Below are 26,750 nucleotides of genomic sequence, written 5' to 3'. Positions count from 1 at the left end.
GCTCATTTTCAGGAGAGATCCAAATGTCTCGTATCGGTAAGAAGCCGGTTTCGGTTCCCGCAGGCGTCACCGCCTCGGTCACCGGCCAGCTGGTCAAGATCAAGGGCTCCAAGGGCGAGCTCTCCTTCACGGTTCCCGAGGACGTCTCGGTGGCCATGGAGGACGGCGCGATCGCGGTGCAGCCGCGTTCGCAGTCGAAGCGCGCCCGTGCGCTCTGGGGCACCTCGCGCGCCCGCATCAACAACCTCGTCGTCGGCACCACCGCCGGCTTCGAGAAGCGCCTCGAGATCAACGGCGTCGGCTACAAGGCCGCCGTCAACGGCAAGGTGCTGAAGCTGTCGCTCGGCTACAGCCACGACATCGACTACGAAATCCCGGCCGGTGTCGCGATCGTGACGCCGAAGCCGACGGAAATCGTCGTCACCGGCATCGACAAGCAGGTCGTCGGCCAGACCGCCGCGGAGATCCGCGACTATCGTGGCCCCGAGCCCTACAAGGGCAAGGGCGTCAAGTACGCCGGCGAATTCATCTTCCGCAAGGAAGGCAAGAAGAAGTAAGGACGCCAGCCATGAGCAAGCAGAACGATGTGACTGCGCGCCGCAAGGCCCGCGTCCGCCGCGCGATCAAGGCGGTTGCCAATGGTCGCCCGCGCCTGTCGGTGCACCGCACCGGCAAGCAGATCTACGCCCAGGTCATCGACGACGTGAAGGGGGTCACCCTGGCCTCTGCCTCGTCGCTCGACAAGGACGTGCGCGAGCAGATCAAGTCCGGCGCCAATGTCGAGGCGGCCGGCCAGATCGGCAAGATCGTCGCCGAGCGCGCGGTCAAGGCCGGCGTGACGGAAGTGGTCTTCGACCGCGGCCCGTACATGTACCATGGCCGCGTCAAGGCGCTGGCCGATGCGGCCCGCGAGGGCGGCCTCAGCTTCTGAGGTTATCGGGTTTCGCCCGGCCCGGCGTTTTGCGCCGGCCGGGCGGTACCCGTTTCTCGATCGTCGCGCGCCAGGATGGGCGCGGTCACGACGATCGATGCGTTAAGGCATCGGGTTCTTCCGAAAAGTGGTTCCCACTTTTCGGCCCGATGCACAGCTTCCCCGCGCAATGACGCGCAGGGTTAGGCTCGAGCGAGCGGCGGGGCTTCGACCCTCGTCCGCGCAAGTAAGAGGACAGACATGGCTAGAGAGCCGCGTGAGCGTAGGGACCGGGAAACGGAAGTTTCCGAGTTCGTGGACAAGCTCGTCCACATCAATCGTGTCGCCAAGGTGGTGAAGGGTGGACGTCGCTTCGGCTTCGCCGCGCTCGTCGTCGTCGGCGACCAGAAGGGCCGCGTCGGCTTCGGCCACGGCAAGGCCCGTGAAGTTCCCGAGGCGATCCGCAAGGCGACGGAAGCCGCCAAGCGTGGCCTCGTCCGCATCCCGCTGCGCGAGGGCCGTACCCTCCATCACGACGTGCAGGGCCGCCACGGCGCCGGCAAGGTCGTGCTGCGCGCGGCTCCGGCCGGTACCGGTATCATCGCCGGCGGCCCGATGCGCGCCGTCTTCGAGGCGGTCGGCATGCAGGACGTCGTGTCGAAGTCGCTCGGCTCCTCCAACCCGTACAACCTCGTGCGCGCCACTTTCGACGCGCTGAAGAACGAAGACAGCCCGCGCTCGGTCGCGGCCCGTCGTTCGCTCAAGGTTTCGGCCCTGCAGACCCGTCGCCGCGATGCCGGCACGGATGCGGCCGCGGAAGCGTGAGGAGGGAATCATGGCAAAGGCTGAGAAGACCTTCACCATCGAGCAGACCGGTTCGCCGATCCGCCGCGAGGCCGCCCAGCGCCAGACCTTGATCGGTCTCGGCCTGAACAAGATCCGCCGCCGCTCGACCCTCCAGGACACCCCCGCGGTGCGTGGCATGGTCGAGAAGGTGAAGCACCTCGTGCGCGTCATCGACGCGAAGTGAGGAGGGCGACACATGAAACTCAATGAAATCCGCGACAACGAAGGCGCTCTGAAGCAGCGCATGCGTGTCGGCCGTGGCATTGGCTCCGGCAAGGGCAAGACCGGTGGTCGTGGCGTGAAGGGTCAGACCTCGCGCGCCGGCGTCGCCATCAAGGGCTTCGAAGGCGGCCAGATGCCGCTGTATCGTCGCCTGCCGAAGCGCGGCTTCAACAACCTGTTCGCGAAGGACCTGAACGAGGTGAACCTCGGCCGGATCCAGCAGGCGGTGGAAGCCGGCAAGCTCGACGCCAAGGGCGCTGTCACCATAGAGGCACTCGTCGCCGCCGGTGTCATCACCCGCCAGGCCAAGGACGGCGTCAAGATTCTCGGCGCCGGCGAACTCAAGACCAAGCTCGCTTTCGAAGTCTACGGCGCGTCCAAGTCGGCCGTCGCTGCGATCGAGAAGGCCGGCGGTTCGGTCAAGATTTCTGGCTGCCGCTTCACAGGCGTGATCCGAACGCCTACATGACGTTTGCGAACGGCGGCCGGGCCCAGCGCCTTGGCCGCCGTTTGACTGTTTGACGCAAGGCACGAATCCGCAGACAGCACGCATGCGTGCGTTCGGGAAACGTGCTTCCAGAGTATCGGACCGAAAAGTGGAATCCACTTTTCGGAACAATCCGATGCTCCGACTATGAGATAGATCATCGTTACCGCGTCCGGTAGGACGCGCGATGATCTGGGACCAGTTTGAGACCCAGGGACCGGACGCATGGCATCGGCGGCTGAACAGCTTGCGGCGAACCTCAATTTCGGGGCTTTCGCCAAGGCGGATGAACTCAAGAAGCGGATCTGGTTCACGCTGGGCGCGCTGGTCATCTACCGGCTCGGCACCTACATCCCGCTTCCCGGCATGAATCCGGACGCGGTCGCCGACCTGTTCCGCCAGACCCAGTCCGGCATGCTCGGCATGTTCAACATGTTCTCGGGCGGCGCGGTCGGGCGTCTCGCGATCTTCGCGCTGGCGATCATGCCGTACATCTCGGCCTCGATCATCGTGCAGCTGCTCTCCAGCGTCATCCCGAGCTTCGAGGCGCTGAAGAAGGAAGGCGAGCAGGGCCGCAAGACCCTGAACCAGTACACCCGCTACCTGACCCTCGTGCTGGCCGTGTTCCAGGCCTATGCGATCGGCGTCGGCCTGCAGGGGTCCGGCAACCTCGTTCTCGAACCCGGGCCGTTCTTCCTGCTCTCGACCACGATCACGCTGGTCGGCGGTACGATGTTCCTGCTCTGGCTGGGTGAGCAGATCACCAGCCGCGGCATCGGCAACGGCACCTCGATGATCATCTTCGCGGGCATCATCGCCGAATTCCCCTCGCAGCTCGCCCAGACCTTCGAGCTCGGCCGCCAGGGCGCGATCTCGACCGGTCTGCTGCTCGGCGTGCTGGTGATGGCGATCTGCGTCATCGCCTTCTGCGTGTTCATGGAGCGCGCCCAGCGCCGCCTGCTGATCAACTATCCGAAGCGCCAGGTCGGCAACCGCATGTATGAGGGTCAGACCTCGTTCCTGCCGCTGAAGCTCAACACCGCCGGCGTCATTCCGCCGATCTTCGCCTCCTCACTGCTGCTGCTGCCGACGACCGTCGCGAGCTTCCAGCAGGCCTCGGGCGGCACCGGCTTCCTGTCGACGATGGCGACCTACCTGGCGCATGGCCGGCCGCTGTTCATGATCCTCTACGCCGCGCTGATCATCTTCTTCTGCTTCTTCTACACCGCGATCGTGTTCAATCCGGTCGAGACGGCTGACAATCTCAAGAAGCATGGCGGCTTCATGCCGGGCATCCGCCCCGGCGAGCGGACCGCCGAGCATATCGACCGCATCCTCACGCGCATCACCGTTCTCGGCGCAGGATATTTGACGATCGTCTGCCTTATCCCCGAGTTCATGATCACCTATGCTCAGATCCCGATCATCCTGCTGGGCGGCACTTCGCTCCTCATCGTGGTGACGACGACGATGGACACCGTGGCGCAAGTTCACGGGCACCTGCTGGCCCATCAGTACGAAGGGCTGGTCAAGAAGGCCAAGTTGCGAGGAGCGAGGCGCTAAATGCGGTTGATTTTCCTGGGGCCGCCGGGGGCGGGTAAGGGCACTCAGGCGGCGCGCATCGTCGCGAAGCACGGCATTCCGCAACTCTCCACTGGCGATATGCTGCGCGCAGCCGTCGCCGCTGGTACGCCGGTCGGCCAGAAGGCCAAGGCCGTGATGGACGCCGGCGGGCTGGTCTCGGACGAGATCGTCATCGGCATCGTCGCCGACCGCATCGAAGAGGCGGATGCCAAGAAGGGCTTCATCCTCGACGGCTTCCCGCGGACGCTGGCGCAGGCCGAGGCGCTCGACCGGATGCTGGACGGCAAGGGCCTGAAGCTCGACGCCGTGCTCGAGCTCAAGGTCGACCAGACCAAGCTTGTCGACCGCATCGTCCGCCGCGCCGAGGAGGCGAGGGCGGCCGGGCAGCCGGTGCGCAAGGACGATGATCCGGAGGTCTTCAAGACCCGGCTCGAAGCCTATAACCGCGATACGGCGGTGGTCGCTCCCTACTACGAGAAGCGCGGCCAGTTGACGGTGATCGACGGCATGCAGCCGATCGACAGCGTCTCGCAGGCGATCACCGACGCGCTTTCGGTCGCCGCTCAGGGCTGATCGGCTCTTCAGCGAAACCAATTCGAACCCGGGCGGACCTCACGGTCCGTCCGGGTTTTTCGGTTTCCCGGTGCGCTTTTGCGCTGATGCCTTTGCCTTTTCTCGCTCCGCCTGTGCGTTGACAGGCTCAAGCCCGGCGGATGTGCTGAGGACCAATCCGCGCGAAGCGGTGGCAAGCATCCGTCGACCGGAAGGCGAAACGGCTTTCTCGGTCCGGACGCAGGACAGGGAGCAGGCGCATGACGAGGTTTGGTGCATTGCTGGTCGCGAGCACGCTGGCACTGATGCCGGCGGCGGCGCGGGCGCAGGATGCGGTGAAGATCGGCGTCCTCAACGACCAGTCGGGCAATTATGCCGAATTCGGCGGGTTGGGCTCGGTCGAGGCGGCGAAGCTGGCGATTGCGGATTTCGGCGGCTCGGTGCTGGGCAAGCCGATCGAGATCGTTTCGGCCGACCACCAGAACAAGCCGGACATCGCCGTCGGACTGGCCCGGCGCTGGTACGATGTCGATGGCGTCACCGCGATCGCGGATCTCACCAACTCCGCCGTTGCGCTCGGCGTGGCCGGCATCGCCAAGGAAAAGCAGAAGATCGCGCTCTATAACGGGCCGGCGACGACGCGCCTCTTCAACGAGGATTGTTCGGCGACCGGCTTCATGTGGACCTTCGACACGGCGACCTCGGCCAAGGGCACCGCGGTTTCGGTGCTGCGCGAGGGCGGCGACAGCTGGTACATCATCGCCGCCGACTACGCTTTCGGCCATCAGCTCACGGCGGATATCGAGTCGATCGTCAAGGCGAATGGCGGCAAGACATTGGGCACGGTGCGTGCGCCGCTGGGAACGCCGGACTTCTCCTCCTTCCTGCTTCAGGCGCAGGCTTCGAAGGCCAAGATCGTGGCCTTCGCCAATGCCGGCACGGACACGATCAACTCGATCAAGCAGGCGGGCGAGTTCGGCCTGGTCGATGGCGGCCAGAAGCTCGCGGCGATGGTCGTGGTGCTCAGCGACGTCCACGGGCTCGGCCTCGACAAGGCCAAGGGCTTGATCACCACCACCGCCTATTACCACGACGCCGACAAGCCGAGCCGCGATTTCGCCGACCGCTACATGGCGAAGACCGGGAAGATGCCCGGCATGATCCAGGCCAGCGTCTATTCCTCGGTGCTGCACTATCTCAAGGCGGTGAAGGCGGCGGGTACGGCTGCCGGCCCGGCGGTCGCGGCGAAGATGAAGGAGCTGCCGGTCGACGATTTCTATGCGCCCGGCGCGAAGGTCCGCGAAGACGGCCGGCTGATGAACGACATGCTGCTGGTCGAGGTGAAGAAGCCCGCCGATTCGAAGGCGCCGTGGGATTACTTCAAGGTCGTCCGTAAGATCCCGGCGGCCGAGATCATCGCGCCGCTTTCGGAGAGCAAGTGCAGCCTGGTGAAGAAGTAGGGCGCGCACCGGAGGGAGCAGGGCGGGGCCGTTATTCTCGGGCGAAGCGAAGCGCAGACCCGAGAATCTGCTGCAGGACGTTCGAAAACCTGATCCGGCCTGAGATGCTCTGGGCAAGCCCGAGCATGACGCCGAATACTCGGTCTGGCCTTGGCCTTCCCTGCCTTGGCACGGTTCTTGGTTGCGGCGGGGTTGACTCGTTGCGGCCGACGAGTTAACGACCCGCCATCCGGTTTCATGGGAGCGATGCCGTTGCCTTCGCGAGAAGGGACGACGTCGCGTTATCGCGTGGAGCCGTTCAACGTCCTGCAAGAGCCGGCCTCCACCGGACGCGGGATTTTCCCCACCGCCGGAGTGCCATCGGGTGCTTCGGCCGACATGGAGATGAGATCATGGCTCGTATCGCGGGCGTTAACATTCCGACCGGCAAGCGCGTCGTCATCGGCCTGCAGTACATCCACGGCATTGGCGCGGCCAAGGCCCAGGAGATCTGCGAGAAGGTCGGCATCGCCGCCGAGCGCCGCGTCAATCAGCTGACCGACGCCGAAGTCCTGCAGATCCGCGAGACCATCGACCGCGACTACCTCGTCGAGGGCGATCTGCGCCGCGAAGTCTCGATGAACATCAAGCGCCTGATGGACCTCGGCTGCTATCGCGGCCTGCGTCATCGTCGCTCGCTGCCGGTCCGCGGCCAGCGCACGCACACCAACGCCCGTACCCGCAAGGGCAAGGCGAAGCCGATCGCCGGCAAGAAGAAGTGATTTCGGCGGGCCGCTAGTCGGCCCGCTGTCTATACGCCGGCCGGTCCGCTCACGGGCCGCCGGCATCCCCAGCGCCTGGCATGACGGGCGCGCCTGAAGGATGGAAGAAGAGTTATGGCCAAGGAAGCCCAGCGCGTCCGTCGTCGCGAACGCAAGAACATCGTCTCCGGCGTCGCGCATGTGAACGCCTCGTTCAACAACACCATGATCACCATCACCGACGCGCAGGGCAACACGATCTCGTGGTCGTCGGCCGGCACGATGGGCTTCAAGGGCTCGCGCAAGTCGACCCCGTACGCCGCCCAGGTCGCCGCCGAGGACGCTGCCCGCAAGGCTGCCGAGCACGGCATGCGCACCCTCGAGGTCGAGGTGACCGGTCCGGGTTCGGGCCGCGAGTCGGCTCTTCGCGCTCTCCAGGCCGCGGGCTTCACCGTGACCTCGATCCGCGACGTGACGCCGATCCCGCACAATGGCTGCCGTCCGCGCAAGCGCCGTCGCGTCTGACGCCTGACTTGTAGCCTTGAAGGCGCCCGCAGGGGCGGGCGCCTGTCCGGGGCGGCGGTGGCCGCCAGATGAATTCAGCACCAGGAGTGCGGTCGTGATCAGCAAGAACTGGCAGGATCTTTCCAAGCCGAACAAGCTCGAAGTGAAGGTCGGAGACGACCCGAAGCGTCAGGCGACCGTGGTTGCGCGTCCGCTCGAGCGCGGCTTCGGCATGACGCTCGGCAATGCGCTCCGTCGCGTGCTGCTGTCGTCGCTCCAGGGCGCGGCCGTGACCGCCGTCCAGATCGACGGCGTTCTCCACGAGTTCTCCTCGATCCCGGGCGTCCGTGAGGACGTCACCGACATCGTCCTCAACATCAAGGCCATCGCGGTCAAGATGCAGGGCGAGGGCCCGAAGCGCATGACGCTGCGCAAGTCCGGCCCGGGCACCGTCACCGCCGGCGACATCAACACCATCGGCGACGTCGCGATCCTGAACCCCGACCTCGTGCTCTGCACGCTGGACGACGGGGCCGAGATCCGCATGGAGTTCACCGTCAACACCGGCAAGGGCTATGTCCCGGCCGAGCAGAACCGTCCCGAGGACGCGCCGATCGGCCTGATCCCGGTCGACAGCCTGTACTCGCCGGTCAAGAAGGTCTCCTACCGCGTCGAGAACACCCGCGAGGGCCAGAACCTCGACAAGGACTCGCTGACGCTGGCGATCGAGACCAACGGCTCGGTCACCCCCGAGGACGCGCTGGCGCTCGCCGCCCGCATCCTGCAGGACCAGCTCGCGGTGTTCATCACCTTCGAGGAGCCGCGCAAGGAAGAGGCCGTCTCGACCGCGCCGCAGCTGCCCTTCAACCCGGCGCTGCTCAAGAAGGTCGACGAGCTCGAGCTTTCGGTCCGTTCGGCGAACTGCCTCAAGAACGACAACATCGTCTATATCGGCGACCTCATCCAGAAGTCCGAGGGCGAGATGCTGCGCACCCCGAACTTCGGCCGCAAGTCGCTGAACGAGATCAAGGAAGTGCTGGCGACCATGGGCCTGCACCTGGGCATGGACGTCCAGGGCTGGCCGCCGGAGAACATCGAAGAGCTCGCAAAGCGCTTCGAAGAGCACTACTGAGTTCTAACGGCGCGGAAGGCATTCCGCGCCAACCCCGCCCGGCTCATCCGAGCCGGAGCATAAGGAACGGCCGTACCGTGGCACGGCGGCCGTAAGCAACGAAGGAGCCAAACAATGCGTCACGGATTTCGCGGTCGTCGTTTCAACCGTTCGGCCGAGCATCGCCAGGCGATGTTCGCCAACATGGCCCAGGCCCTGATCAAGCACGAGCAGATCACCACCACTTTGCCCAAGGCGAAAGATCTGCGTCCGGTCGTCGAGAAGCTGATCACGCTCGGCAAGCGCGGCGACCTGCACGCCCGCCGTCAGGCGATCGCCCAGATCAAGGACGTCGAGATCGTCGGCAAGCTCTTCGCGGTCCTCGGTCCGCGCTACAAGGAGCGCAACGGCGGCTATCTCCGCATCATGAAGGCGGGCTTCCGCTTCGGCGACAACGCCCCGATGGCGATCATCGAGTTCGTCGATCGCGACGTCGATGCCAAGGGCAAGGATTCCGGCCCGGTCTTCACGGCGGAAGACGAAGCCGCCTGAGCGGCTTCACTCAAGCGAATCTCTGAAGAGGCGGCCTCCGGGCCGCCTCTTTTTTTGTCCGCGCTCGCGGCCATGCCGTTTTTTGCCGCAACAGCGCCCCGATCCTGTCGCTTCTCGAGAAAGTCGGGGTTGGCTCTTGCCGCCGGGACGCGATTGCACGACATGTCGGTGCGGAACCGGAGCGTCGCCGCGCGGTATAGTTCCGGAAGAAGACAGCGCAGATGCCCCCGTGAATGCGGGCTGTCAGGACGAGGATGAGCATGACCTATCGCTTTGCACGCAAGCGGACGACTTTGGCGGCGACGACGATCGCTTGCGCGCTGATGAGCGCTGCGACGCTGCCGGCCTTCGCGCAACAGCGGCAGGTGCCCGAGACGCGCGAGCAGGTGACGCTCTCCTTCGCGCCGCTGGTCAAGCAGACGCAGGCCGCGGTCGTGAACGTATATGGCGCGCGCGTCGAGAAGCGCCCGCAGAATCCGTTCATGGACGACCCGTTCTTCCGCCGCTTCTTCGGTGATGGCGGCTTCGGCGTGCCGCGCGAGCGGGTGCAGCGTTCGCTGGGCTCCGGCGTGATCGTCGATGCCGCCGCCGGCCTCGTGGTGACGAACAACCACGTCATCGAGAACATGAGCGAAGTGAAGGTCGCCTTCGCCGACAAGCGCGAGGTCGAGGCCACGATCCTGCTGCGCGATCCGCGCACCGATCTCGCCGTGCTCAAGCTCGCCGATGCCAAGAACCTGACCGCGATCGAGCTGGCCGATACCGACGAGCTCCAGGTCGGCGATATCGTGCTCGCAATGGGCAATCCCTTCGGCGTCGGCCAGACGGTGACGCAGGGCATCGTCTCGGCGCTGGCGCGCACGCAGATCGGCGTCGGCGACGCGCAGTCCTTCATCCAGACCGACGCGGCGATCAATCCCGGCAATTCCGGCGGCGCGCTGATCGACATGAAGGGCCGCGTCGTCGGCATCAATACTGCGATCTATTCGCGCTCCGGCGGCAGCGTCGGCATCGGCTTCGCCATTCCCTCGGCGATGGTGCGCCTCGTCGTCGACAGCGCCAAGGCCGGCGTCAAGACGGTGAAGCGCCCGTGGTTTGGCGCGCGGCTGCAGAGCCTCACGGCTGAGGTCGCCGAGGGGCTCGGGCTCGACCGCCCGGCCGGCTCGGTCGTCGCCAGCGTCGTCGAGAAGGGGCCGGCCGACCAGGCGGGCCTGAAGCGCTCGGACGTCATCCTCTCGGTCGACGGCGTCAATGTCGACGATCCCGAATCCTTCGGCTATCGCTTCGCGACCCGGCCGATCGGCGGCACGACGATGCTGAGCGTGCTGCGCGGCGGCAAGCGCATCTCGATCCCGGTGAAGCTCGTCGCGGCGCCCGAGACCCGGCCGCGCGACATGGTGAAGCTCACCAGCCGCTCGCCGCTCGCGGGCCTGACCGTCGGGAACATGTCGCCGGCGCTGGCCGAGGAGCTCTCGATCGAGACCGGCAATGACGGCGTCGTGGTCAGCGAGGTCGAGGAAGGCAGCACCGCTGCCAATGTCGGCTTCCTGAAAGGCGACATGATCAAGGCGCTCAACGGCGAGCAGATGACCACTTCGCGCGAGGTCGAGACGATCCTCAAGGAGCGCAAGCGCGCCTGGGAGGTGACGATCATCCGCAACGGCCAGACGATCACCTCGGTCTTCCCGGGGTGAGCGACCTGTTCGAAGCCTCGGGGCTGGACAAGTCCGGCCCGCGGCCGCTGGCCGACCGCCTGCGGCCGACGACGCTCGCCGAAGTCGCCGGCCAGGAGCACCTGACCGGGCCGGACGGGGCACTGACGCGGCTCGTCGCCTCCGGCACGGTCGGCAGCCTGATCTTCTGGGGGCCGCCGGGCACGGGCAAGACGACGGTGGCACGGCTGCTGGCCGGGCTGGTCGATCTCGGCTTCGAGCAGATCAGCGCGATCTTTTCCGGCGTCGCCGATCTCAGGAAGGTGTTCGAGGCGGCGCGCGGGCGCCGGCTCGGCGGCCGGGGCACGCTGCTCTTCGTCGACGAAATCCATCGCTTCAACCGCGCCCAGCTCGATGCCTTCCTGCCTGTCATGGAGGACGGCACGATCACGCTGATCGGCGCGACGACCGAGAATCCGTCCTTCGCCCTCAACGCGGCGCTGCTGTCGCGGGCGCGGGTGCTGACCTTCAAGTCGCTGGACGAGGGCTCGCTGCTTTTCCTGCTCGGCCGGGCCGAGGTTCTGGAGGGGCGGGAATTGCCGCTGACGACGGAAGCCCGCCTCGCGCTGGCCCGTTTCGCCGATGGCGACGGCCGCGCCGTGCTGACGCTGGCCGAGGAGATCTGGCGGGCGGCGAAGCCCGGCGAAATCCTCGACGAGCACGGTCTCTCCGATGTCATCCAGCGCCGGGCGCCCATCTACGACAAGGCGCAGGACGGCCACTACAACCTGATCTCCGCCCTGCACAAGACGATCCGCGGCTCCGACCCGGATGCGGCGCTCTACTATTTCGCCCGCATGCTCGATGCCGGCGAGGACCCGCGCTTCCTCGCGCGGCGGCTCGTCCGCATGGCGGTCGAGGATATCGGGCTCGCCGATCCGCAGGCGCTATTGCATGCCCGGGCAGCCGCTGAGACCTACGAGCAGCTTGGCACGCCCGAAGGCGAGCTCGCGCTTGCCAATTGCGTGATCTATCTGGCGACCGCGCCGAAATCGAACGCGGCCTACATGGCCTACAAGGCGGCGGTGCGGGTGGCGAAGGAGCGGGGATCCCTGACGCCGCCGAAGACCATCCTCAACGCGCCGACCAAGCTGATGCGCGAGGAGGGCTACGGCGCCGACTACGCCTATGACCACGACCAGCCCGATGCCTTTTCGGGCCAGAACTACTGGCCGGATGCGCTCGGCCGGCAACGCTTCTATGATCCGCCGGAGCGCGGCTTCGAGCGCGAGATCCGTAAGCGGCTGGAATACTGGGAACGGCTGCGGCAGGAGCGGGGAGAGTAGGGATGTATCTGATCGCGCGCCTGCTTCTGATCGTGCCCTCGGTGATCGCCGGCTGGTTCGTCTCGAAGGACGATGTCTCCTATTGGGTCATAGCCTTCGCCATCGCGCTGGTCTTCATCGTGCTGACCATCGCTTTCGAGCTCTATGTGCATCCGAGGTTGCGGCGCAGGCGCGAACCTTGAACGCACTCAACTCCGGCAGGTGAACGGCAGGAAGGTGCCGGACATGCCGCTGTTCATCGCCATGAGCACAAGCAGGTTGGCACGCTCCAGCTCCTCCTTGCTGCGGGCGCAGACCTCGGCGCGAGCCTGGCAGTTCGAGGCGAGGAAGGCGTCGTGGCTGGCGAGGAATTCCTGGCCCAGGCCCTTCTTGCCGAGCCGCGCGATCGACTGGTCATAGGCCTTCCGGTAGCGATTGCATTTCTCGGTCGGCCAGTCGGTGCCGCCGCTTTGCTGGGCGAAAGCGATCGTGCTGCCGAAGGCCAGCATGACGGCCAGCAATCCCATGCGGCCAAACCCAGCCTGAAGAGCCATCGCTTTCCTTCCCATCGCTGCGACCGGTCGTTTTCCGATACCGATCTTCCTGTCCGGCCGCACGGAGCCGTGCAATTGCGGCGGATTTCGTTTGTGCAAGGCGCCAGCGCGCTCTATTCCACAGCGATGATCTCCACTGCTTTTGTTTTTGTAGGCGCCGGCATCGGCGGCGCCCTGCGCCACGGCATCAATATGGTGTCGCCGCGCTGGTTCGGCATGGGGTTTCCCTATGGGACCATGGCCATCAACATCATCGGCTCCGCCCTGATGGGCCTCGTCGCGGGCTGGTTCGCGTTCCGCGCCGGCGAAGGCGTGCCGCAGGACCTACGCCTGTTCCTGGCGACGGGCATCCTCGGCGGTTTCACCACTTTCTCGGCCTTCTCGCTCGATGCCGTCCTGCTCTGGGAGCGGGGCGAGGCGATGCTGGCGGCCACCTATGTGATCGGCTCGGTCGTGCTGTCGCTGGCGGCGCTGGTCGGTGGCCTCGCGATGATGCGGAGCATGTCATGAAAACGGGCGGCAAAGGCCCCGGCAGCAAGGGCGCCGGCGGAAAAGGCACCGGTGGCGCCTCGCGCGGCGGCAAGCCGCCATCCGCGGGCGCGCCGCGCGGCAAGCGGCCGAGCCACGACGCCCGGCGCCGTGCAACGGCGCGTCCGGCCGGCGGAGAGGAGCGGGTGCAGCGCGCTGCGCGCCCGCGGCCGGCGGAGGACGCTCCCAAGCCGACCCGCGCGCAGGTCAAGGCCGAGACCTCCGAGGTGCTCTCGACCGGCGTGCAGCAGCTGGTGGTGACACCGGACGAGAACGAGATGCGGATCGATCGCTTCCTCGAAGCGCGGTTCCCGCAACTCTCCTTCAGCCATATCCAGCGGATCGTCCGGAAGGGCGAATTGCGCGTCAACGGCAAGCGCGCCGACAGCAAGGATCGGCTCGAAGAGGGCCAGACGGTCCGCATCCCGCCGCTGAAGCTCGAGCCGCAGGAACAGCGGCCACGCTCGCTCAAGGCCGATACCGATACGGTCGAGTTCCTGCGCTCGATCACGCTCTACGAGGATGACGACGTCATCGTGCTCAACAAGCCGGCCGGTTTGGCCGTACAGGGCGGCTCCGGCACGACGCGCCATGTCGACCAGATGCTGGAAGTGCTGACCGACAAGAGCGGCCAGAAGCCACGCCTCGTCCACCGCCTCGACAAGGACACGGCCGGCTGCCTCGTCATCGCCAAGTCGCGCTTCGCGGCGGCGACGCTGGCCAAGACCTTCCGCTCGCGCTCGGCCCGCAAGGTCTACTGGGCGCTGGTCGCGGGCGTGCCGCGCGTCCGCCAGGGCCGGATCTCGACCTATCTCGCGCGCGAGGAGGCCTATGACGGCGACCAGCGCATGGCCGTCGCCAAGCATGGCGAGGACGGGGCCATGCATGCCGTGACCTATTACGCCGTGGTCGAGACGGCGGCGCAGAAGCTCGGCTGGCTGTCGCTGAAGCCGGTGACCGGGCGCACGCATCAATTGCGCGCCCACGCCGCCCATATCGGCCACCCGATCATCGGCGACCCCAAATATTTCAACATCCAGAACTGGGAGCTGCCTGGCGGCATCCAGAACAAGCTGCACCTGCTGGCGCGGCGGATCGTGCTGCCGCATCCGCGCGGCAAGGGCACGATCGACGTCAGCGCGCCGCTGCCGCCGCATATGCGTCAGAGCTGGAACCTGCTCGGCTTCGACGACGCACCCTACGATCCGATCGTCGAGGCGCCGGACGAGTAAAACCCTCCGCCCCTGTGACGAAACGTAAGAGAACAGTTGCGGAACAAAACGCTTTCTGTTCTAGTCATGTTCTCGTCATCGGAGGGGCTGACCATGCGTTCGATCTGGATCGTTTCCGCCTTTGTTCTCGGGCTTGCCGGGGCTGCCCAGGCACAGACTGCCCCGCCGGCCAAAGCGGCGGTTTCGACCGCTGCTGCGGCATCGACGGATCAGCCGATTCCGCGCACTGAGCGGGCCAAGGCCCGGCAGGATTGCGTGTCCGAGAATGTCGCGCTGACCGGCGACGATCTGCGTGCGGCCATGCGGATCTGCATGCAGGGCAAGTTTCCGGGCGTGCAGCTTTACGCCCGCGACGGCGTTACGCGCGACGGCAAGCCGACGGCCGTGGCGGCCCGCGCCGCCTGCAAGGAAGAGGTCGACGGGCGCAAGCTGGAAGGCTCCACGCGAATCGCGGCGCTGACCGCCTGCTTCAACGGCAAGCGTCCGGACCTCGCGCAGCGCTCCGAATGCCGCAAGGAGGCGCGGGCCAAGGGGCTCGACGGCGCCGATCTGCGCAAGGCGGTGGGCGCTTGCGCCCGCGAAGCCAAGGGCTGACGGCCTGAAAGCGGGATGACGCCATGCCGGGCTTGCAGTGGATCGCCAGGGCGATCCGGGCTAAAGCGCCGGCATGGACCTCATCATCTTCGATCTCGACGGCACGCTGATCAATTCCGAGGCGATCATCCTCGAAGCGCAGTATGAGACCTTCAGGCGCTGCGGGCGGGTGCATCCGGGTCGCGAGGCCGGCCTCGGTATCGTCGGGCTGACCTTGGACATCGCGATGGCGCAGCTCGCCGGGCTTGCCGCGCCGGATGATGTGCTGACCGAGACCTATCGCCAGGTCTTCAGCGCGATGCGGGTGCAGGCCGAGAGCGATCCGTCGCTGGACGAGCCGCTCTTCGCGGGCGTTGCGGAAACGCTGGCGGAACTCAAGCGCCATGGCGGGCTCAAGCTCGGAATCGCCACCGGCAAGTCGCGCAAGGGCGCCGAGTTCATCGTCGCCCGGCATGGCTGGCAGGGCCTGTTCGACACGGTGCAATCGGCCGACGACGCGCCCTCGAAGCCGCATCCCGGCATGATCCAGCGGGCGATGGCGGAAACCGGGGCCGCGCCGGAGCGCACGGCGATGGTTGGCGACAGCTCCTTCGATATCGAGATGGCAGTGGCCGCCGGCGTGGTGCCCGTCGCTGTGTCCTGGGGCTTCCAGCCAGTCGAGAAGCTGGTGACGTTGGGCGCGCGGCATGTCTTGCGCGCGTTCCAGGAGCTGCCGGCGACGCTCGGGTTGCCGAAGGCCGCGGCGGCGTAGAACCGCCTGAGACGGGACACCGCGTCTTCAAGGCGCAACCTTTGTCATTCCGGGGTGCGCCAGCGGCGCGAACCCGGAACCCACGACGGGGTGGGATGTCAGGTGTTCGGCTGCGAGCGGTACGCCCGGTCGTTGGTTCCGGGTTCTTCGCTGCGCGAAGCCCCGGAATGACAAGGAGGCGGCCGGAAGCGATCGAGCTTCAGGCCGCATCTGCGTCAGGGCACGCCTTGACCACTCTGACTTTGCCCATGTTCGCCTGTCCGATCTCAGGCGGCGCGATCATCCGGCGCCCTCGCCGCAACGCGGGCTGAAAGCTGGAATTCACGGCGGCCGAGCCCTCTTAGTAACGTCCTCGCAACCAAGCCGACTCAGTTCCGTTTAACCTGAATAACCGTTCAGATTTGCGCGTTAACCACCTGATGCCGCGGCGGGGTGCATGGTGTTCCTACAGCAGGAACGTACCGGCACAAAACAACGCCGGACAGGGGTTCGAACATGATGGATCATGAGCTTCGTGAATTCGTCGATCGCGTGATGGATCGTCGCGCGATCGACGAAGAAGACGTCAAGATGCTTCAGCGCAATATCTTGAGCGACATCGTCATCACGCGGGACATCGTCGATGTTCTGGTCGCGCTCGACCGGGCCGTGCCGCTCAACTGCAAGGCCTATGCGGATTATCTGGTGGCGCTCGTCGTCGACTTCGCTGTCTGGGAGAACCGCCCGACCGGCGTGATCGATCGCGACAAGGCGCATTGGCTGGTCACGACGCTCTCCGCCGGCGAAGGCCCGACCGCGACCGCCCTGCGCATCGCCAATGAGATCGCCCGCGAGGCCGAGCATTGCGACGAGACCCTGCTGGCCTTCGCTTTTGCCAAGGGCGCGGCGAAGGACGTGCTCCGGGCCGGCGTCGGTGCTGCTCCCCGCGTGGTCCTGCTCGCGAGCTGAGTTTGGCGTCATTCTCGGGCTTGACCCGGGAATCTCAGGCCGGAAGAGGGAGCCCCTTCCGGAGAAGGATGCCCGGGTCAGGCGCGGGCATGGCGACGTCGGGCAGGCCTCCGCAAGGAGCGCGACGCCCGAGCCTGTGCATCCTTGCACAACGGCTTGGCCGATAGCCGACTTTCGCATCGGTGGACGGCAGTTGCGGCATCCCATAGACCCCGGCTATTGCAGTCTGGTCTGAAGCCGGGAGTGGCCGCGCATGTTCTCGAAGATCCTGATCGCGAACCGCGGCGAGATCGCCTGCCGTGTCATCAAGACGGCGCGGCGCATGGGCATCAAGACGGTCGCCGTCTATTCCGATGCGGATCGCGACGCGCTGCATGTCGAGATGGCCGACGAGGCCGTGCATATCGGTGCAGCCCCCGCCGCCCAATCCTACCTGCTGATCGACAAGATCATCGATGCCTGCAAGGCAACCGGCGCGCAGGCCGTGCATCCCGGCTACGGCTTCCTGTCGGAGCGCGAGGCCTTCGCCCAGGCGCTCAAAGATAACGGCATCGTCTTCATCGGGCCCAATCCCGGCGCCATCGCCGCGATGGGCGACAAGATCGAATCGAAGAAGGCGGCGGCCGCGGCCAAGGTCTCGACGGTGCCGGGTTTCCTCGGCATCATCGAGAGTCCCGAGCATGCGGTGACCATCGCCGACGAGATCGGCTATCCCGTCATGATCAAGGCTTCGGCCGGCGGCGGCGGCAAGGGCATGCGCATCGCCCATTCTTCGGGCGAGGTGGCTGAGGGCTTCGCCCGCGCCAAGTCGGAAGCGGCGTCCTCCTTCGGCGACGACCGCGTCTTCGTCGAGAAGTTCATCGTCGATCCCCGCCATATCGAGATACAGGTTCTCGGCGACAAGCACGGCAACGTCATCTATCTCGGCGAGCGCGAATGCTCGATCCAGCGCCGCAACCAGAAGGTTCTGGAGGAGGCGCCGTCGCCGCTGCTTGACGAGGCGACCCGCAAGAAGATGGGCGAGCAGGCCGTCGCGCTGGCCAAGGCCGTGAACTACGACTCGGCCGGTACCGTCGAGTTCGTCGCCGGGCAGGACAAGTCCTTCTACTTCCTGGAGATGAACACCCGCCTGCAGGTCGAGCATCCCGTCACGGAGATGATCACCGGCATCGATCTCGTCGAGCAGATGATCCGGGTGGCCTATGGCGAGAAGCTTGCGATCACGCAGGCGGATGTGAAGCTCGACGGCTGGGCGGTCGAGAGCCGCGTCTATGCCGAGGATCCGACCCGCAATTTCCTGCCCTCGACCGGGCGGCTCGTGACCTATCGGCCGCCGAGCGAAGGGCCGGACGGCGAGGCGATGGTGCGCAACGACACCGGCGTGTTCGAAGGCGGCGAGATCTCGATCTATTACGATCCGATGATCGCCAAGCTCGTCACGCATGCACCGACGCGCGAGGCCGCGATCAAGGCGCAGGCGCGCGCGCTCGATGCCTTCGCCATCGATGGCATTCGCCACAACATCCCCTTCGTCGCCGCGGTGATGCAACATCCGCGCTGGATCGCCGGCAATCTCTCGACCGGCTTCATCGCCGAGGAGTTCCCCGAGGGCTTCTCGCTGCCGGTGCCGCAGGGTGAGACGGCGCGGCGCATGGCGGCGATCGCGATCGCCTGCGACCACCGCATGAACCAGCGTAAGCGCAACGTCTCGGCGCAGATGGAAGGCTGGCGCAAGGTCGCCTTCGATCGGCAGCGCATCGTTCAGCTCGGGGTTGAGCGCTTCGAGGGCGAGGTGACGGAGCAGGGCGGGGCAGTCGTCATCGCCTTCCAGGGCCGCAGCGTCAGCGTCGCCAGCGACTGGGTGCCGGGCGAGCCGGTCTGGCATGGCACGCTCGACGGGGTGAAGGTCGCGGCACAGGTTCGGCCGATCCTGAACGGCGTCGCGCTCGGTCATGCCGGCGCCTATGCCAATGCGCATGTCTATACGCAGCGCGAGGCGGAGCTTGCCGCGCTGATGCCGGAGAAGGTCGCGGCCGATACCGGCAAGTTCCTGCTCTGCCCGATGCCGGGCCTGGTCAAGGCGATTTCGGTCGCGGTCGGGCAGGAGGTCAAGGCCGGCGAGCCGCTGGCCATGGTCGAGGCGATGAAGATGGAGAACGTGCTGCGCGCCGAGAAGGACGTCACCATCGCCAAGATCCTGGCGAAGGAGGGCGACTCGCTCGCGGTCGATGCCGTCATCATGGAATTCGCCTGAACGGATGGGCATGACGCGGCTCTGCCGTCATGGTCGGGCTTGTCCCGACCATCCACGTCTTCACTGATCAAAGTCGAGTTCAATACGTGGATGCTCGCCACGAGGGCGAGCATGACGGTCTGGAGGATTTCATGCTGACGATCTGGGGCCGGTTGAGCTCGATCAATGTCCAGAAGGTGGTCTGGGCGGCCGGCGAGGCCGGGCAGGCCTTCGAGCGCATCGATGCCGGCGGGCCGTTTGGTGGGCTCGATACGCCCGAGTTCACGGCGATGAATCCCAACCGGCAGATCCCGGTGCTGCGCGACGGCGAACTCGTCCTCTGGGAGTCGAGCAGCATCCTGCGCTATCTCGCGGCCCGCTATGCCTCGGGCGTGCTCTGGGAGGAGGATCCGGTTCGACGCGCGCCGGCCGACCGCTGGGTCGACTGGATGCAGTCGGAGTTGCAACCGGCACTGGCGCCGGTGCTCTGGGGCGTCGTGCGCAAGGTGCCGGCCTTCACCGAGCCGAAGGTGATCGCGGATGGCATCGCCCGGGCCGAGACTTTGATGACGATCCTCGAGGCGCAACTGGCGGACCGGCCTTATCTCGCCGGGGAGAGCTTCGGCATGGCCGATATCGCGGTCGGCTGCGGCGTGCATCGCTGGCTCAACATGCCGGTCGAGCGGGTCGCGAGGCCGCGCGTCCAGCAATGGTATGGGACGCTCTTCGCGCGGCCGGCGGCGCAAGCGGCGCTGCCGTTGCCGATCACGTGAGGTCGCAACGCGACGCTTGATCGATGCGCTGCCGCTGGCATGATGGCGGCATGAGCGCTTTTCGGACGATCCTGCTCCTGTGCAGCCTCACTGCGACCGCGCCAGCGGTGGCACAGACGTCGCCGACGCTGCGGACCGATCTCGCGGCGCTCTCCGGCTGCCTGCGCGATGCGGGCGCCTCGCAATCGGCCTGCATCGGCACGGTGGCGGTCGCCTGCGTGCGCGCTGCCAGCAATGATCCGCGCGGGGCGGAAGCCGCCTGCGCCCGGCGCGAGGAGGCGGCCTGGCGCGAGCGCCTGACGCTTGCGCTGCAAGTCACGGGACGTGCGCTCGACGCCGGCCAGCGCAGCCGGCTGGCGGCGCTGCAGCTCGCCTGGGAGAGCTATGTCACCCAGAAATGCGCCTTCTACGGCGCGACCCAGCGCGAAGTTCTGCAGGCAGGGCGGCAGGCGGGCTGCGAATTGCGCGAGGTCGCCGGCCGGGCGATCGAGCTCGCGAAGGCCCTGCCGCAGGCTGGCGGACGACGCCCGCAATCGCCGCCGCAGATCATTCGCTGAGCGTGCTATCCCGGTAGGTGCTTTCGGGAGGTCCCGGTTCAGAAAGCCGTCAGCATTTGCCGGTAGGACTTGAGCGATCTTTCCTCCGTTCGGGCTTCCGATGTTCTTCGTTCTCTCAAAGGTCGTCTGGTTCGTCCTGTCGCCGGTCAATCTTGCGATCCTGCTCGCGGGGCTTTCGGGGCTGCTCGCGTTCACGCGCTTCGCTCGCCCTGCGCGCTGGGTCGGCTTGGCCTCGCTGATCGTGCTCGGCCTGATGGCCTTCAGCCCGCTGCCGCGCATCGTGCTCAGGCCGCTGGAGGACCGGTTCCCGCAGCAGGATGCCCGCAAGGGCCCGGTGACCGGCATCGTCGTGCTCGGCGGCGCCGTCGGTGTCGCGCGCGGCGATGTCGCGATGAATTCCTCGGCGGCGCGCATGACCAAGGCAGTGGAGCTGGCGCGCTTGCATCCGCAGGCAAAGATCGTCTTCACCGGTGGCGCAGCCAATCTGATCTCGGAAGCGACCGTGACCGAAGCGGATGGCGCGAAGCTGCTGTTCGAAGGGCTTGGGCTCGACCCGGCTCGGCTCATCCTCGAAGACAAATCGCGCAACACGCGCGAGAACGCTGCCTTCACCCGCAAGCTCGTCGACCCCAAGCCCGGCGAGCGCTGGCTTCTGGTGACGTCGGCCTGGCATATGCCGCGCTCGATCGGCGTCTTCCGCAAGGCGGAGTTCGCGGTCGAAGCGTTCCCGGTCGATTTCTGGTCGAGCGGCGAGCCCGGCGATTTCATCCGGCCTTACACCCGCGCCCCGCGCGCGCTCGAAATCGCCGATAACGGCTTCAAGGAATGGGTCGGTCTCGTCGCGTACCGGCTCGCGGGCTATACGGACGAACTCTTCCCGGCGCCGTAATCAGGGTGCCGCGGGCAGGACCAGCCGATAGACGCCGCGAAAATCGTCGGGATCGACCGGGCGTCCCTTGCGCGTGATGACGAGCCGACCGTCCTTCATCAGCTTCACGGCGGCGCGGCGCACCGGCTGCATCAACGGACCCCAGCCATCGGGATGATCGCCGCCGAGACGGCGGGCGACATCCATCGGGGAGATCGTCAGGCCGGCTTCGCGCTGCGCCAGCAGGTCGAGGATCGCGCTTTCGATCGCTTCGGGTTCGATGCTCATGGCCCACTCGGATAGGTGAAGACGCGGGCGGCGTCGGAAGCGTACTGGCGGCGATACATCGCGATCAGCACGGCACCGGTGAAGCCGATGAAGGTGACCGGCCCAAGAAACCAGCCGAGATAGCCGAGCGCGAAGAAGAAGGCGCGCTGGCCGCGGTTGAAATGCCGGCCGGCGGCGATGTTCATCTCGATCGTCTCATGCACCGCATGGGCCATCTTCACCTCGTCCTTGCTGTCGAACGGGGGCAGGGCGCCGAGCAGGATGACGCAGTAGTTGAACAGCCGGTAAGCCCAGGCGAACTTGAAGAAGGCGTAGCCGAAGATGCAGACGAGCCCGATGATCTTTAGTTCCCAGACGGAACGAAGCGTCACCGGCACGAAGGGCAGGTCGCTGAAGATCGCGACGGCGCGGTCCGTGGCGTTGAGCAAAGCGAGCGTGCCGCCGATCGCGAGCAGCGAGGTCGAGGCGAAGAAGGCGGTGCCGTTCTGCAGCCCGCCCATGACTTGGGTATCGACGATCCGCACCTCGCGGGCGGCCGATTCGTGAATCCAGCGCGCGCGGCGCAGGTTCATGCGCATGTTCAGCGTCCGCGCGGCGTGCGGGCCGAGCTCGACGACATAATGATAACCGATCCAGGATGCGGCGAAGAACGCCAGCGCCATGACGTCGAGATTGCTGAAACCGAGCATGCTGACGCTCTGCCATTTCGGGAGCCGGAGAGGCAAGCAGCTTGGCGTGAACCCGTGCGGGCCACAAGCCGTGCGGCATTGACGCTGCGCCGGCGAGCCGCCACGGTGCGGCCGGAATCGGGGAGGGCGAGAGCCATGCCGCAGACCATCACCAAGGGCTACAAGGCGCTGGTCGCGGAGGCCGAGAGCCGGATCGAGACGCTGTCCGTCGAAGAGGCACGGTCGCTGCACGGCAGCGACGAGGTCGTCTTCGTCGATCTGCGCGACCCGCGCGAGCTGGAGCGGGAAGGGCGGATGCCCGGCGCCTTCCACTGCCCGCGCGGCATGCTGGAGTTCTGGATCGACCCGGAAAGCCCCTATGCCAAGCCGGTCTTCAGCCAGGACAAGCGATTCGTCTTCTTCTGCGGCGGCGGCTGGCGCTCGGCATTGGCGGCGCAGGCCGCGCAGGAGATGGGGCTGAAGCCGGTCGCACATGTCGCCGGCGGCTTCGGCGCCTGGAAGAAGGCGGGTGCGCCGGTCGACACGGCCCCGGCTGACAAGAAGGCTTAAGACCCGACCTTGTCCCACTATGTCATCGTTCTGCTGGTCGCGGCTTTCGTTTTCCGCAAGCCGCTGGGTCGGCTGCTCGCGCGGCGCTGGCCTAACCATGCCAAGCGCCAGCAGGTGCTCGGCACCATCATAGCCGCCTTCCTGCTGGTGATCGCAGCCCGGCTCGTGGCGCTGTTCTGGTAAGCCGGCGCACAACTCTGCCTTGAATTGGGCGAAGATGCCCCGTGCAGCCATTGCATGGGAGGCAGGGTTGCGCGCTGCTTAAACATCAGGCATCTTCCTGCATCTTGGCTCCAACTCTAGAAAGGGAGGGCTGAATGAAATTCATCAACACCGCAGCCACTCCCATGCGACCAACCCGGCACTAGGTCGGTCTCGCACGAGGCCCGCCTCCGGTTGGTCTCCTGAGCCTTTTTCCAACTTTTGTCTTTCATTGCCGGAGCTGGCGCTGCGTCGTCGTCTCCGCCTGATTTCGGAGTCGGCTGCCGTCCTGGCGCCGAATGACGCTATGTCTCACGATACTCAAACCGGGCGGCGGGAGCCGTTCCGGGCCGTTCTCGGCTTCACTTTCAAGCATTGGGCCCGCCAGCCCGGGCAGGTCGCCTGGGTGGCCGGCGTCACCATCGCCGCCACGCTCGCCGAGCTGTTCACGCCGGTCTATGCCGGCCGCCTCGTCGATGCGGTGTCCGGTACCGCAGGCGCCGGCGGCGCGGAGGCGGCGCTTTGGGCGCTCGGCGCGATGATGGTGCTCGCCGCCATCATGGTTGTCGGGCGGCATTTCGCCTTCACCGGCATCACCACGATGACGCTGCGTACGATGAGCGACGTCTCGCAGGAGGCCTTCGCGCGCCTGCAGCGCTTCTCGACCGACTGGCATGCGAACAATTTCGCGGGCTCGACGGTGCGCAAGATCACGCGCGGCATGTGGGCGCTGGACCTGCTGACCGACACGGTCCTGATCGCGCTCTTGCCCTCGCTGGTCATCCTGCTCGGCATGACGGCGGTGTTGGCTTGGCACTGGCCCGCGATGGGGCTGGTCGTCGCGCTCGGCGCTCTCGCCTATATCGGGCTGACGCTGGCGCTCTCGCTGCGCTTCGTCGCGCCGGCGGCGCGGCTCGGCAATGCCTGGGATACGCGCCTGGGTGGTTCGCTGGCCGACGCCATCACCTGCAACCCGGTGGTGAAGGCCTATGGCGGCGAGGCCCGCGAGGACCTGCGGCTGGCGACAGTCATCTCCAAGTGGAGCCTGCGGACGCGGCGCGCCTGGATTCGCGGCACCTGGTCGGGCACCGGCCAGAACGTCGTGCTGCTGGTGCTGCGCGCGGCGGTGATCGGCCTGGTGATCTGGCTCTGGGCGAACGGGCAGGCTTCGCCCGGCGACGTCGCCTTCGTGCTGACGGCCTATGCGGTGGTGCATGGCTATCTGCGCGATGTCGGCCAGCACGTCCATAACCTGCAGCGCTCGGTCAACGACATGGAGGAGCTCGTCTGGATGCACGATCTTCCCTATGGCGTGCCGGACCGGAAGGGCGCTGTGGACATGAGCGTGACGGCTGGCGAGATCGCCTTCAAGGACGTGACCTTCCATTACGGAGGCCATCACGATCCGCTCTACCGCGATTTCTCGCTGACCATCCGTGGCGGCGAGAAGGTCGGCCTCGTCGGCCGCTCGGGCTCCGGCAAGACGACCTTCGTCAAGCTGGTGCAGCGGCTCTACGACGTGACCGCGGGCCGCATCGCGATCGACGGGCAGGACATCGCCGATGTCACGCAGGCGTCGCTGCGCCAGCAGATCGCGATCGTGCAGCAGGAGCCGGTGCTGTTCCACCGCTCGCTGGCGGAAAACATCGCCTATGGCCGGCCGGGCGCGAGCCTGGCGCAGGTCGAGCAGGCGGCAAAGCTCGCCAACGCGCATGAGTTCATCATGCGCCTGCCCAAGGGCTACGCCACGCTGGTCGGCGAGCGCGGCATCAAGCTCTCGGGCGGCGAGCGCCAGCGCGTCGCGCTGGCCAGGGCCTTCCTGGCCGATGCGCCGATCCTGATCCTGGACGAGGCGACCTCGAGCCTCGATTCGGAAATCGGAGGCGCTGATCCAGCAGGCGATCGAGCGCCTGATGGAAGGCCGCACCACGATCGTGATCGCGCATCGTCTCTCGACGGTGCGGGCCATGGACCGCATCCTGGTCTTCGATCGCGGCCGGGTGATCGAGGAGGGGCCGCACGAGGCCCTGCTGACCCGGCCGGACGGCGCCTATCGCGCGCTGTTCGAGAAGCAGGTCAGCGAGCTGGCCAAGGGGCTGGCGGCGTAACGGCTGCCAGCTTCCCCAAACAAGGAAAGGGCCGCGCGAGCGGCCCTTTTTTCGTGATCAGGCTATTTCGGCGCGAGCGCCCTTGGCCTGACGCCCTTCACCGGGCCGGGCGGCAGCGGCGCGCTCGCATCCTGATCCAAGCTCTTCAGATCGAGATTCGGCTTGGTCAGAAAACGATTCAAGCCGGCGACGTAAGTCTCTGGCAGGCCGAAATGTTTCGCCCCGGCGATGACTGATTCCGATATAGCCCGGCCGAGGCCGCCCCGGATCGCCGGAGCGGCCGATATAGATCAGCGCGCGCTTGGCGCCACCCGGCACGATCACCGGCTGATTGATCTTCACATAGAGCCCGCTGGCCAGTTCCTCGAACTTGTCGAGGACGCGCATGTCGCTGAGCGAGCAGTCCCACAGCACGCCATGGACCTCCTCGCGCGGATCGCGGATCACAGAGGCATAGCCGTCGCGCGTGACGATGAAGCGGTGGCGCGGCAAGCGGGCGGGGCCGAGCGGCCGCGCCTTCGGGCAGCGCTCGGCCATCCCGACCGGGTCCATGTTGAGGCCGTAGGCGAAATAGAGGGGCATCGGGGCCTCACGTCATTCTCGGGCGAAGCGCAGCGCAGACCCGAGAATCTCTTGCTGGATGAGGCGCTCTCTTCAAGCCGTAGCCATCTCGTCCAGAGATGCCCGGGTCAAGCCCGGGCATGACGGCGGAGCGTTTTCACTTCGTCTTGTTGAACAGCTCCCGCCCGATCAGCATCCGGCGGATCTCGCTGGTGCCGGCGCCGATCTCGTAGAGCTTGGCGTCGCGCAGCAGGCGGCCCGTCGGGTAGTCGTTGATATAGCCGTTGCCGCCGAGGAGCTGGATCGCGTCGAGCGCGACCTGCGTCGCCTTCTCGGCCGCGAGCAGGATGGCGCCGGCGGCGTCCTCGCGCGTGGTTTCGCCGCGGTCGCAGGCCTTGGCGACGGCATAGACATAGGCGCGGCAGGAATTCATCGCGACATACATGTCGGCGACCTTGCCCTGGACGAGCTGGAACTCGCCGATCGACTGGCCGAACTGCTTGCGCTCATGGACATAGGGCATGACCACGTCGAGCGCCGCCTGCATGATGCCGAGGGGGCCTGCCGCCAGCACGACGCGCTCGTAGTCGAGGCCGGACATCAGCACGTTGACGCCGCGGCCGACGGTGCCCAGCACGTTCTCCTCCGGCACCTCGCAATCCTGGAAGACGAGCTCGCAGGTGTCGGAGCCGCGCATGCCGAGCTTGTCGAGCTTCTGGTGGGTCGAGAAACCCTTCATGCCCTTCTCGATCAGGAAGGCGGTGATGCCGCGCGGGCCGGCTTCCGGGTCAGTCTTGGCGTAGACGACCAGCGTCTCGGCGATCGGGCCGTTGGTGATCCACATCTTGTTGCCGTTGAGAACGTAGCGGTCGCCCTTCCTGTCGGCGCGGGTGCGCATCGAGACGACGTCCGAGCCCGAGCCGGGCTCCGACATGGCGAGCGCGCCGACATGTTCGCCGGAAATCAGCTTCGGCAGATACTTCCGCTTCTGCGCCTCGTTGCCGTTGCGGCTGATCTGGTTGACGCAGAGATTCGAGTGGGCGCCGTAGGAGAGGCCGACCGAGGCGGAGGCGCGGCTGACTTCCTCGACCGCGATGCAGTGCTCGAGATAGCCGAGGCCGGTGCCGCCATGCTCCTCATCGACCGTCATGCCATGCAGGCCGAGCGCGCCCATTTCCGGCCAGAGATCGCGCGGGAACTGGTTGGTCTTGTCGATCTCCTCGGCGCGCGGGGCGATCTTCTCCTGCGCGAAGGCATGGACGGTGTCGCGGATGGCGTCGGCGGTCTCGCCGAGATCGAAATTGAACGGGCGCGGCGCGTTGGCGAGCATGAGGTCCTCCCGGGTCGAATGACGTTTTGCGCAGCCTGGAT

At 66.5% G+C, this 26,750-nt stretch carries 31 protein-coding genes and 1 pseudogene; 27 read left to right on the top strand and 5 right to left on the bottom strand.

Going from position 1 to position 26,750, the window contains the following annotated elements; translation table 11 throughout:
• Positions 1–23 precede the first annotated feature (23 nt).
• From rplF to ACFJGT_RS12930, 15 genes are all read left to right on the top strand, one after another.
• Positions 24–557, top strand: a complete 534-nt coding sequence (rplF, locus tag ACFJGT_RS13000) for a 50S ribosomal protein L6 (RefSeq protein WP_377838312.1) — start codon at positions 24–26, stop codon at positions 555–557.
• 11 nt (positions 558–568) lie between these two features.
• The gene (rplR, locus tag ACFJGT_RS12995; protein ID WP_047582052.1) at positions 569–931 is read left to right on the top strand and encodes a 50S ribosomal protein L18; all 363 of its coding nucleotides are present in this window, start codon (positions 569–571) and stop codon (positions 929–931) included.
• 240 nt (positions 932–1,171) lie between these two features.
• Positions 1,172–1,735, top strand: a complete 564-nt coding sequence (rpsE, locus tag ACFJGT_RS12990) for a 30S ribosomal protein S5 (RefSeq protein WP_377838310.1) — start codon at positions 1,172–1,174, stop codon at positions 1,733–1,735.
• A gap of 10 nt (positions 1,736–1,745) precedes the next feature.
• The gene (gene rpmD / locus ACFJGT_RS12985; protein WP_377838308.1) at positions 1,746–1,940 is read left to right on the top strand and encodes a 50S ribosomal protein L30; all 195 of its coding nucleotides are present in this window, start codon (positions 1,746–1,748) and stop codon (positions 1,938–1,940) included.
• Positions 1,941–1,952: 12 nt separating this feature from the next.
• On the top strand, positions 1,953–2,447 hold the full coding sequence (gene rplO, locus ACFJGT_RS12980) for a 50S ribosomal protein L15 (protein ID WP_377838306.1): 495 nt from the start codon (positions 1,953–1,955) through the stop codon (positions 2,445–2,447).
• A 243-nt stretch (positions 2,448–2,690) separates the two neighbouring features.
• On the top strand, positions 2,691–4,028 hold the full coding sequence (gene secY / locus ACFJGT_RS12975; protein WP_377838304.1) for a preprotein translocase subunit SecY: 1,338 nt from the start codon (positions 2,691–2,693) through the stop codon (positions 4,026–4,028).
• A complete protein-coding gene (locus ACFJGT_RS12970; protein ID WP_377838303.1) occupies positions 4,029–4,622 on the top strand; it encodes an adenylate kinase in 594 nt (197 codons plus the stop codon).
• 239 nt (positions 4,623–4,861) lie between these two features.
• Complete coding sequence (locus tag ACFJGT_RS12965; RefSeq protein ID WP_377838301.1) at positions 4,862–6,061, top strand: ABC transporter substrate-binding protein; 1,200 nt, start codon at positions 4,862–4,864, stop codon at positions 6,059–6,061.
• 392 nt (positions 6,062–6,453) lie between these two features.
• Complete coding sequence (gene rpsM, locus ACFJGT_RS12960; RefSeq protein ID WP_055730198.1) at positions 6,454–6,822, top strand: 30S ribosomal protein S13; 369 nt, start codon at positions 6,454–6,456, stop codon at positions 6,820–6,822.
• 114 nt (positions 6,823–6,936) lie between these two features.
• Positions 6,937–7,326, top strand: a complete 390-nt coding sequence (gene rpsK, locus ACFJGT_RS12955) for a 30S ribosomal protein S11 (RefSeq protein WP_043237079.1) — start codon at positions 6,937–6,939, stop codon at positions 7,324–7,326.
• 94 nt (positions 7,327–7,420) lie between these two features.
• Positions 7,421–8,437, top strand: a complete 1,017-nt coding sequence (locus ACFJGT_RS12950) for a DNA-directed RNA polymerase subunit alpha (protein WP_061967382.1) — start codon at positions 7,421–7,423, stop codon at positions 8,435–8,437.
• 114 nt (positions 8,438–8,551) lie between these two features.
• Entirely contained in the window at positions 8,552–8,968 is a 417-nt protein-coding gene (gene rplQ / locus ACFJGT_RS12945) for a 50S ribosomal protein L17 (protein ID WP_377838298.1), read from the top strand.
• Between the two features lie 260 nt (positions 8,969–9,228).
• The gene (locus ACFJGT_RS12940; RefSeq protein ID WP_377838296.1) at positions 9,229–10,662 is read left to right on the top strand and encodes a DegQ family serine endoprotease; all 1,434 of its coding nucleotides are present in this window, start codon (positions 9,229–9,231) and stop codon (positions 10,660–10,662) included.
• Entirely contained in the window at positions 10,659–11,966 is a 1,308-nt protein-coding gene (locus tag ACFJGT_RS12935; protein WP_377838294.1) for a replication-associated recombination protein A, read from the top strand. The genes ACFJGT_RS12940 and ACFJGT_RS12935 overlap by 4 nt, the downstream gene beginning before the upstream one ends.
• Positions 11,967–11,968: 2 nt before the next feature.
• Entirely contained in the window at positions 11,969–12,148 is a 180-nt protein-coding gene (locus tag ACFJGT_RS12930) for a hypothetical protein (RefSeq protein ID WP_199088573.1), read from the top strand.
• A gap of 6 nt (positions 12,149–12,154) precedes the next feature.
• Here ACFJGT_RS12930 and ACFJGT_RS12925 read toward each other — a convergent pair whose 3' ends face one another.
• On the bottom strand, positions 12,155–12,499 hold the full coding sequence (locus tag ACFJGT_RS12925) for a hypothetical protein (RefSeq protein WP_377838292.1): 345 nt from the start codon (positions 12,497–12,499) through the stop codon (positions 12,155–12,157).
• A 93-nt stretch (positions 12,500–12,592) separates the two neighbouring features.
• On the opposite strand from ACFJGT_RS12925, the gene crcB reads away from it, so the two are divergent.
• The 9 genes from crcB (at position 12,593) to ACFJGT_RS12880 (ending at position 21,004) form a co-directional block, all read left to right on the top strand.
• Positions 12,593–13,009, top strand: a complete 417-nt coding sequence (crcB, locus tag ACFJGT_RS12920) for a fluoride efflux transporter CrcB (protein WP_377838290.1) — start codon at positions 12,593–12,595, stop codon at positions 13,007–13,009.
• Entirely contained in the window at positions 13,006–14,259 is a 1,254-nt protein-coding gene (locus ACFJGT_RS12915) for an RluA family pseudouridine synthase (RefSeq protein ID WP_377838288.1), read from the top strand. Before crcB ends, ACFJGT_RS12915 begins: the two co-directional genes overlap by 4 nt.
• Before the next feature lie 93 nt (positions 14,260–14,352).
• The gene (locus ACFJGT_RS12910; protein ID WP_377838286.1) at positions 14,353–14,853 is read left to right on the top strand and encodes a hypothetical protein; all 501 of its coding nucleotides are present in this window, start codon (positions 14,353–14,355) and stop codon (positions 14,851–14,853) included.
• Between the two features lie 73 nt (positions 14,854–14,926).
• On the top strand, positions 14,927–15,604 hold the full coding sequence (locus tag ACFJGT_RS12905) for an HAD-IA family hydrolase (protein WP_377838284.1): 678 nt from the start codon (positions 14,927–14,929) through the stop codon (positions 15,602–15,604).
• A gap of 495 nt (positions 15,605–16,099) precedes the next feature.
• Entirely contained in the window at positions 16,100–16,552 is a 453-nt protein-coding gene (locus tag ACFJGT_RS12900; protein ID WP_377848885.1) for a hypothetical protein, read from the top strand.
• A gap of 253 nt (positions 16,553–16,805) precedes the next feature.
• Positions 16,806–18,806 carry an acetyl-CoA carboxylase biotin carboxylase subunit gene (locus ACFJGT_RS12895; protein WP_377848884.1) on the top strand — a complete coding sequence of 667 codons (2,001 nt, stop codon included), beginning with the start codon at positions 16,806–16,808 and terminating at the stop codon, positions 18,804–18,806.
• Between the two features lie 86 nt (positions 18,807–18,892).
• Positions 18,893–19,558, top strand: a complete 666-nt coding sequence (locus ACFJGT_RS12890; protein ID WP_377848883.1) for a glutathione S-transferase family protein — start codon at positions 18,893–18,895, stop codon at positions 19,556–19,558.
• 50 nt (positions 19,559–19,608) lie between these two features.
• On the top strand, positions 19,609–20,115 hold the full coding sequence (locus ACFJGT_RS12885; RefSeq protein WP_377848882.1) for a lysozyme inhibitor LprI family protein: 507 nt from the start codon (positions 19,609–19,611) through the stop codon (positions 20,113–20,115).
• Between the two features lie 100 nt (positions 20,116–20,215).
• Entirely contained in the window at positions 20,216–21,004 is a 789-nt protein-coding gene (locus ACFJGT_RS12880; protein WP_377848881.1) for a YdcF family protein, read from the top strand.
• On the opposite strand, the gene ACFJGT_RS12875 is transcribed toward ACFJGT_RS12880, so the two are convergent.
• On the bottom strand, positions 21,005–21,271 hold the full coding sequence (locus tag ACFJGT_RS12875; protein ID WP_377848880.1) for a DUF3253 domain-containing protein: 267 nt from the start codon (positions 21,269–21,271) through the stop codon (positions 21,005–21,007). It abuts the gene before it with no gap.
• Complete coding sequence (locus ACFJGT_RS12870) at positions 21,268–21,960, bottom strand: DUF599 domain-containing protein (RefSeq protein ID WP_377848879.1); 693 nt, start codon at positions 21,958–21,960, stop codon at positions 21,268–21,270. The genes ACFJGT_RS12875 and ACFJGT_RS12870 overlap by 4 nt, the downstream gene beginning before the upstream one ends.
• 135 nt (positions 21,961–22,095) lie before the next feature.
• Here ACFJGT_RS12870 and ACFJGT_RS12865 point away from each other — a divergent pair, with 135 nt between their 5' ends.
• The 3 genes and pseudogenes from ACFJGT_RS12865 to ACFJGT_RS12855 all read left to right on the top strand — a co-directional run bounded on the left by ACFJGT_RS12865 (position 22,096) and on the right by ACFJGT_RS12855 (position 24,818).
• On the top strand, positions 22,096–22,509 hold the full coding sequence (locus ACFJGT_RS12865) for a rhodanese-like domain-containing protein (RefSeq protein ID WP_377848878.1): 414 nt from the start codon (positions 22,096–22,098) through the stop codon (positions 22,507–22,509).
• A 9-nt stretch (positions 22,510–22,518) separates the two neighbouring features.
• Complete coding sequence (locus ACFJGT_RS12860) at positions 22,519–22,692, top strand: hypothetical protein (RefSeq protein ID WP_291657084.1); 174 nt, start codon at positions 22,519–22,521, stop codon at positions 22,690–22,692.
• Between the two features lie 325 nt (positions 22,693–23,017).
• Positions 23,018–24,818: pseudogene (locus tag ACFJGT_RS12855) on the top strand (ABC transporter ATP-binding protein).
• 57 nt (positions 24,819–24,875) lie between these two features.
• Here the strand turns inward: ACFJGT_RS12855 and ACFJGT_RS12850 are convergent.
• Together ACFJGT_RS12850 and ACFJGT_RS12845 are read right to left on the bottom strand one after the other, a co-directional pair.
• Positions 24,876–25,400, bottom strand: a complete 525-nt coding sequence (locus ACFJGT_RS12850; RefSeq protein ID WP_377848877.1) for a gamma-glutamylcyclotransferase family protein — start codon at positions 25,398–25,400, stop codon at positions 24,876–24,878.
• Positions 25,401–25,536: 136 nt separating this feature from the next.
• Positions 25,537–26,709 carry an isovaleryl-CoA dehydrogenase gene (locus ACFJGT_RS12845; RefSeq protein WP_377848876.1) on the bottom strand — a complete coding sequence of 391 codons (1,173 nt, stop codon included), beginning with the start codon at positions 26,707–26,709 and terminating at the stop codon, positions 25,537–25,539.
• Positions 26,710–26,750 lie beyond the last annotated feature (41 nt).

The organism is Allobosea sp. UC22_33 (assembly GCF_042700715.1).
Lineage (GTDB): Bacteria > Pseudomonadota > Alphaproteobacteria > Rhizobiales > Beijerinckiaceae > Allobosea.
This window is presented reverse-complemented; position numbering and strand designations above follow the sequence as displayed.

Excerpts from the sequence above, each read along its gene's own strand:
- rplF (WP_377838312.1), top strand. The coding sequence starts at position 24 with ATGTCTCGTATCGGTAAGAAGCCGGTTTCGGTTCCCGCAGGCGTCACC.
- rplR (WP_047582052.1), top strand. The coding sequence starts at position 569 with ATGAGCAAGCAGAACGATGTGACTGCGCGCCGCAAGGCCCGCGTCCGC.
- rpsE (WP_377838310.1), top strand. The coding sequence starts at position 1,172 with ATGGCTAGAGAGCCGCGTGAGCGTAGGGACCGGGAAACGGAAGTTTCC.
- rpmD (WP_377838308.1), top strand. The coding sequence starts at position 1,746 with ATGGCAAAGGCTGAGAAGACCTTCACCATCGAGCAGACCGGTTCGCCG.
- rplO (WP_377838306.1), top strand. The coding sequence starts at position 1,953 with ATGAAACTCAATGAAATCCGCGACAACGAAGGCGCTCTGAAGCAGCGC.
- secY (WP_377838304.1), top strand. The coding sequence starts at position 2,691 with ATGGCATCGGCGGCTGAACAGCTTGCGGCGAACCTCAATTTCGGGGCT.
- ACFJGT_RS12970 (WP_377838303.1), top strand. The coding sequence starts at position 4,029 with ATGCGGTTGATTTTCCTGGGGCCGCCGGGGGCGGGTAAGGGCACTCAG.
- ACFJGT_RS12965 (WP_377838301.1), top strand. The coding sequence starts at position 4,862 with ATGACGAGGTTTGGTGCATTGCTGGTCGCGAGCACGCTGGCACTGATG.
- rpsM (WP_055730198.1), top strand. The coding sequence starts at position 6,454 with ATGGCTCGTATCGCGGGCGTTAACATTCCGACCGGCAAGCGCGTCGTC.
- rpsK (WP_043237079.1), top strand. The coding sequence starts at position 6,937 with ATGGCCAAGGAAGCCCAGCGCGTCCGTCGTCGCGAACGCAAGAACATC.
- rplQ (WP_377838298.1), top strand. The coding sequence starts at position 8,552 with ATGCGTCACGGATTTCGCGGTCGTCGTTTCAACCGTTCGGCCGAGCAT.
- ACFJGT_RS12940 (WP_377838296.1), top strand. The coding sequence starts at position 9,229 with ATGACCTATCGCTTTGCACGCAAGCGGACGACTTTGGCGGCGACGACG.
- ACFJGT_RS12930 (WP_199088573.1), top strand. The coding sequence starts at position 11,969 with ATGTATCTGATCGCGCGCCTGCTTCTGATCGTGCCCTCGGTGATCGCC.
- ACFJGT_RS12925 (WP_377838292.1), bottom strand. The coding sequence starts at position 12,499 with ATGGCTCTTCAGGCTGGGTTTGGCCGCATGGGATTGCTGGCCGTCATG.
- ACFJGT_RS12915 (WP_377838288.1), top strand. The coding sequence starts at position 13,006 with ATGAAAACGGGCGGCAAAGGCCCCGGCAGCAAGGGCGCCGGCGGAAAA.
- ACFJGT_RS12910 (WP_377838286.1), top strand. The coding sequence starts at position 14,353 with ATGCGTTCGATCTGGATCGTTTCCGCCTTTGTTCTCGGGCTTGCCGGG.
- ACFJGT_RS12905 (WP_377838284.1), top strand. The coding sequence starts at position 14,927 with ATGGACCTCATCATCTTCGATCTCGACGGCACGCTGATCAATTCCGAG.
- ACFJGT_RS12900 (WP_377848885.1), top strand. The coding sequence starts at position 16,100 with ATGATGGATCATGAGCTTCGTGAATTCGTCGATCGCGTGATGGATCGT.
- ACFJGT_RS12895 (WP_377848884.1), top strand. The coding sequence starts at position 16,806 with ATGTTCTCGAAGATCCTGATCGCGAACCGCGGCGAGATCGCCTGCCGT.
- ACFJGT_RS12885 (WP_377848882.1), top strand. The coding sequence starts at position 19,609 with ATGAGCGCTTTTCGGACGATCCTGCTCCTGTGCAGCCTCACTGCGACC.
- ACFJGT_RS12880 (WP_377848881.1), top strand. The coding sequence starts at position 20,216 with ATGTTCTTCGTTCTCTCAAAGGTCGTCTGGTTCGTCCTGTCGCCGGTC.
- ACFJGT_RS12875 (WP_377848880.1), bottom strand. The coding sequence starts at position 21,271 with ATGAGCATCGAACCCGAAGCGATCGAAAGCGCGATCCTCGACCTGCTG.
- ACFJGT_RS12870 (WP_377848879.1), bottom strand. The coding sequence starts at position 21,960 with ATGCTCGGTTTCAGCAATCTCGACGTCATGGCGCTGGCGTTCTTCGCC.
- ACFJGT_RS12865 (WP_377848878.1), top strand. The coding sequence starts at position 22,096 with ATGCCGCAGACCATCACCAAGGGCTACAAGGCGCTGGTCGCGGAGGCC.
- ACFJGT_RS12850 (WP_377848877.1), bottom strand. The coding sequence starts at position 25,400 with ATGCCCCTCTATTTCGCCTACGGCCTCAACATGGACCCGGTCGGGATG.
- ACFJGT_RS12845 (WP_377848876.1), bottom strand. The coding sequence starts at position 26,709 with ATGCTCGCCAACGCGCCGCGCCCGTTCAATTTCGATCTCGGCGAGACC.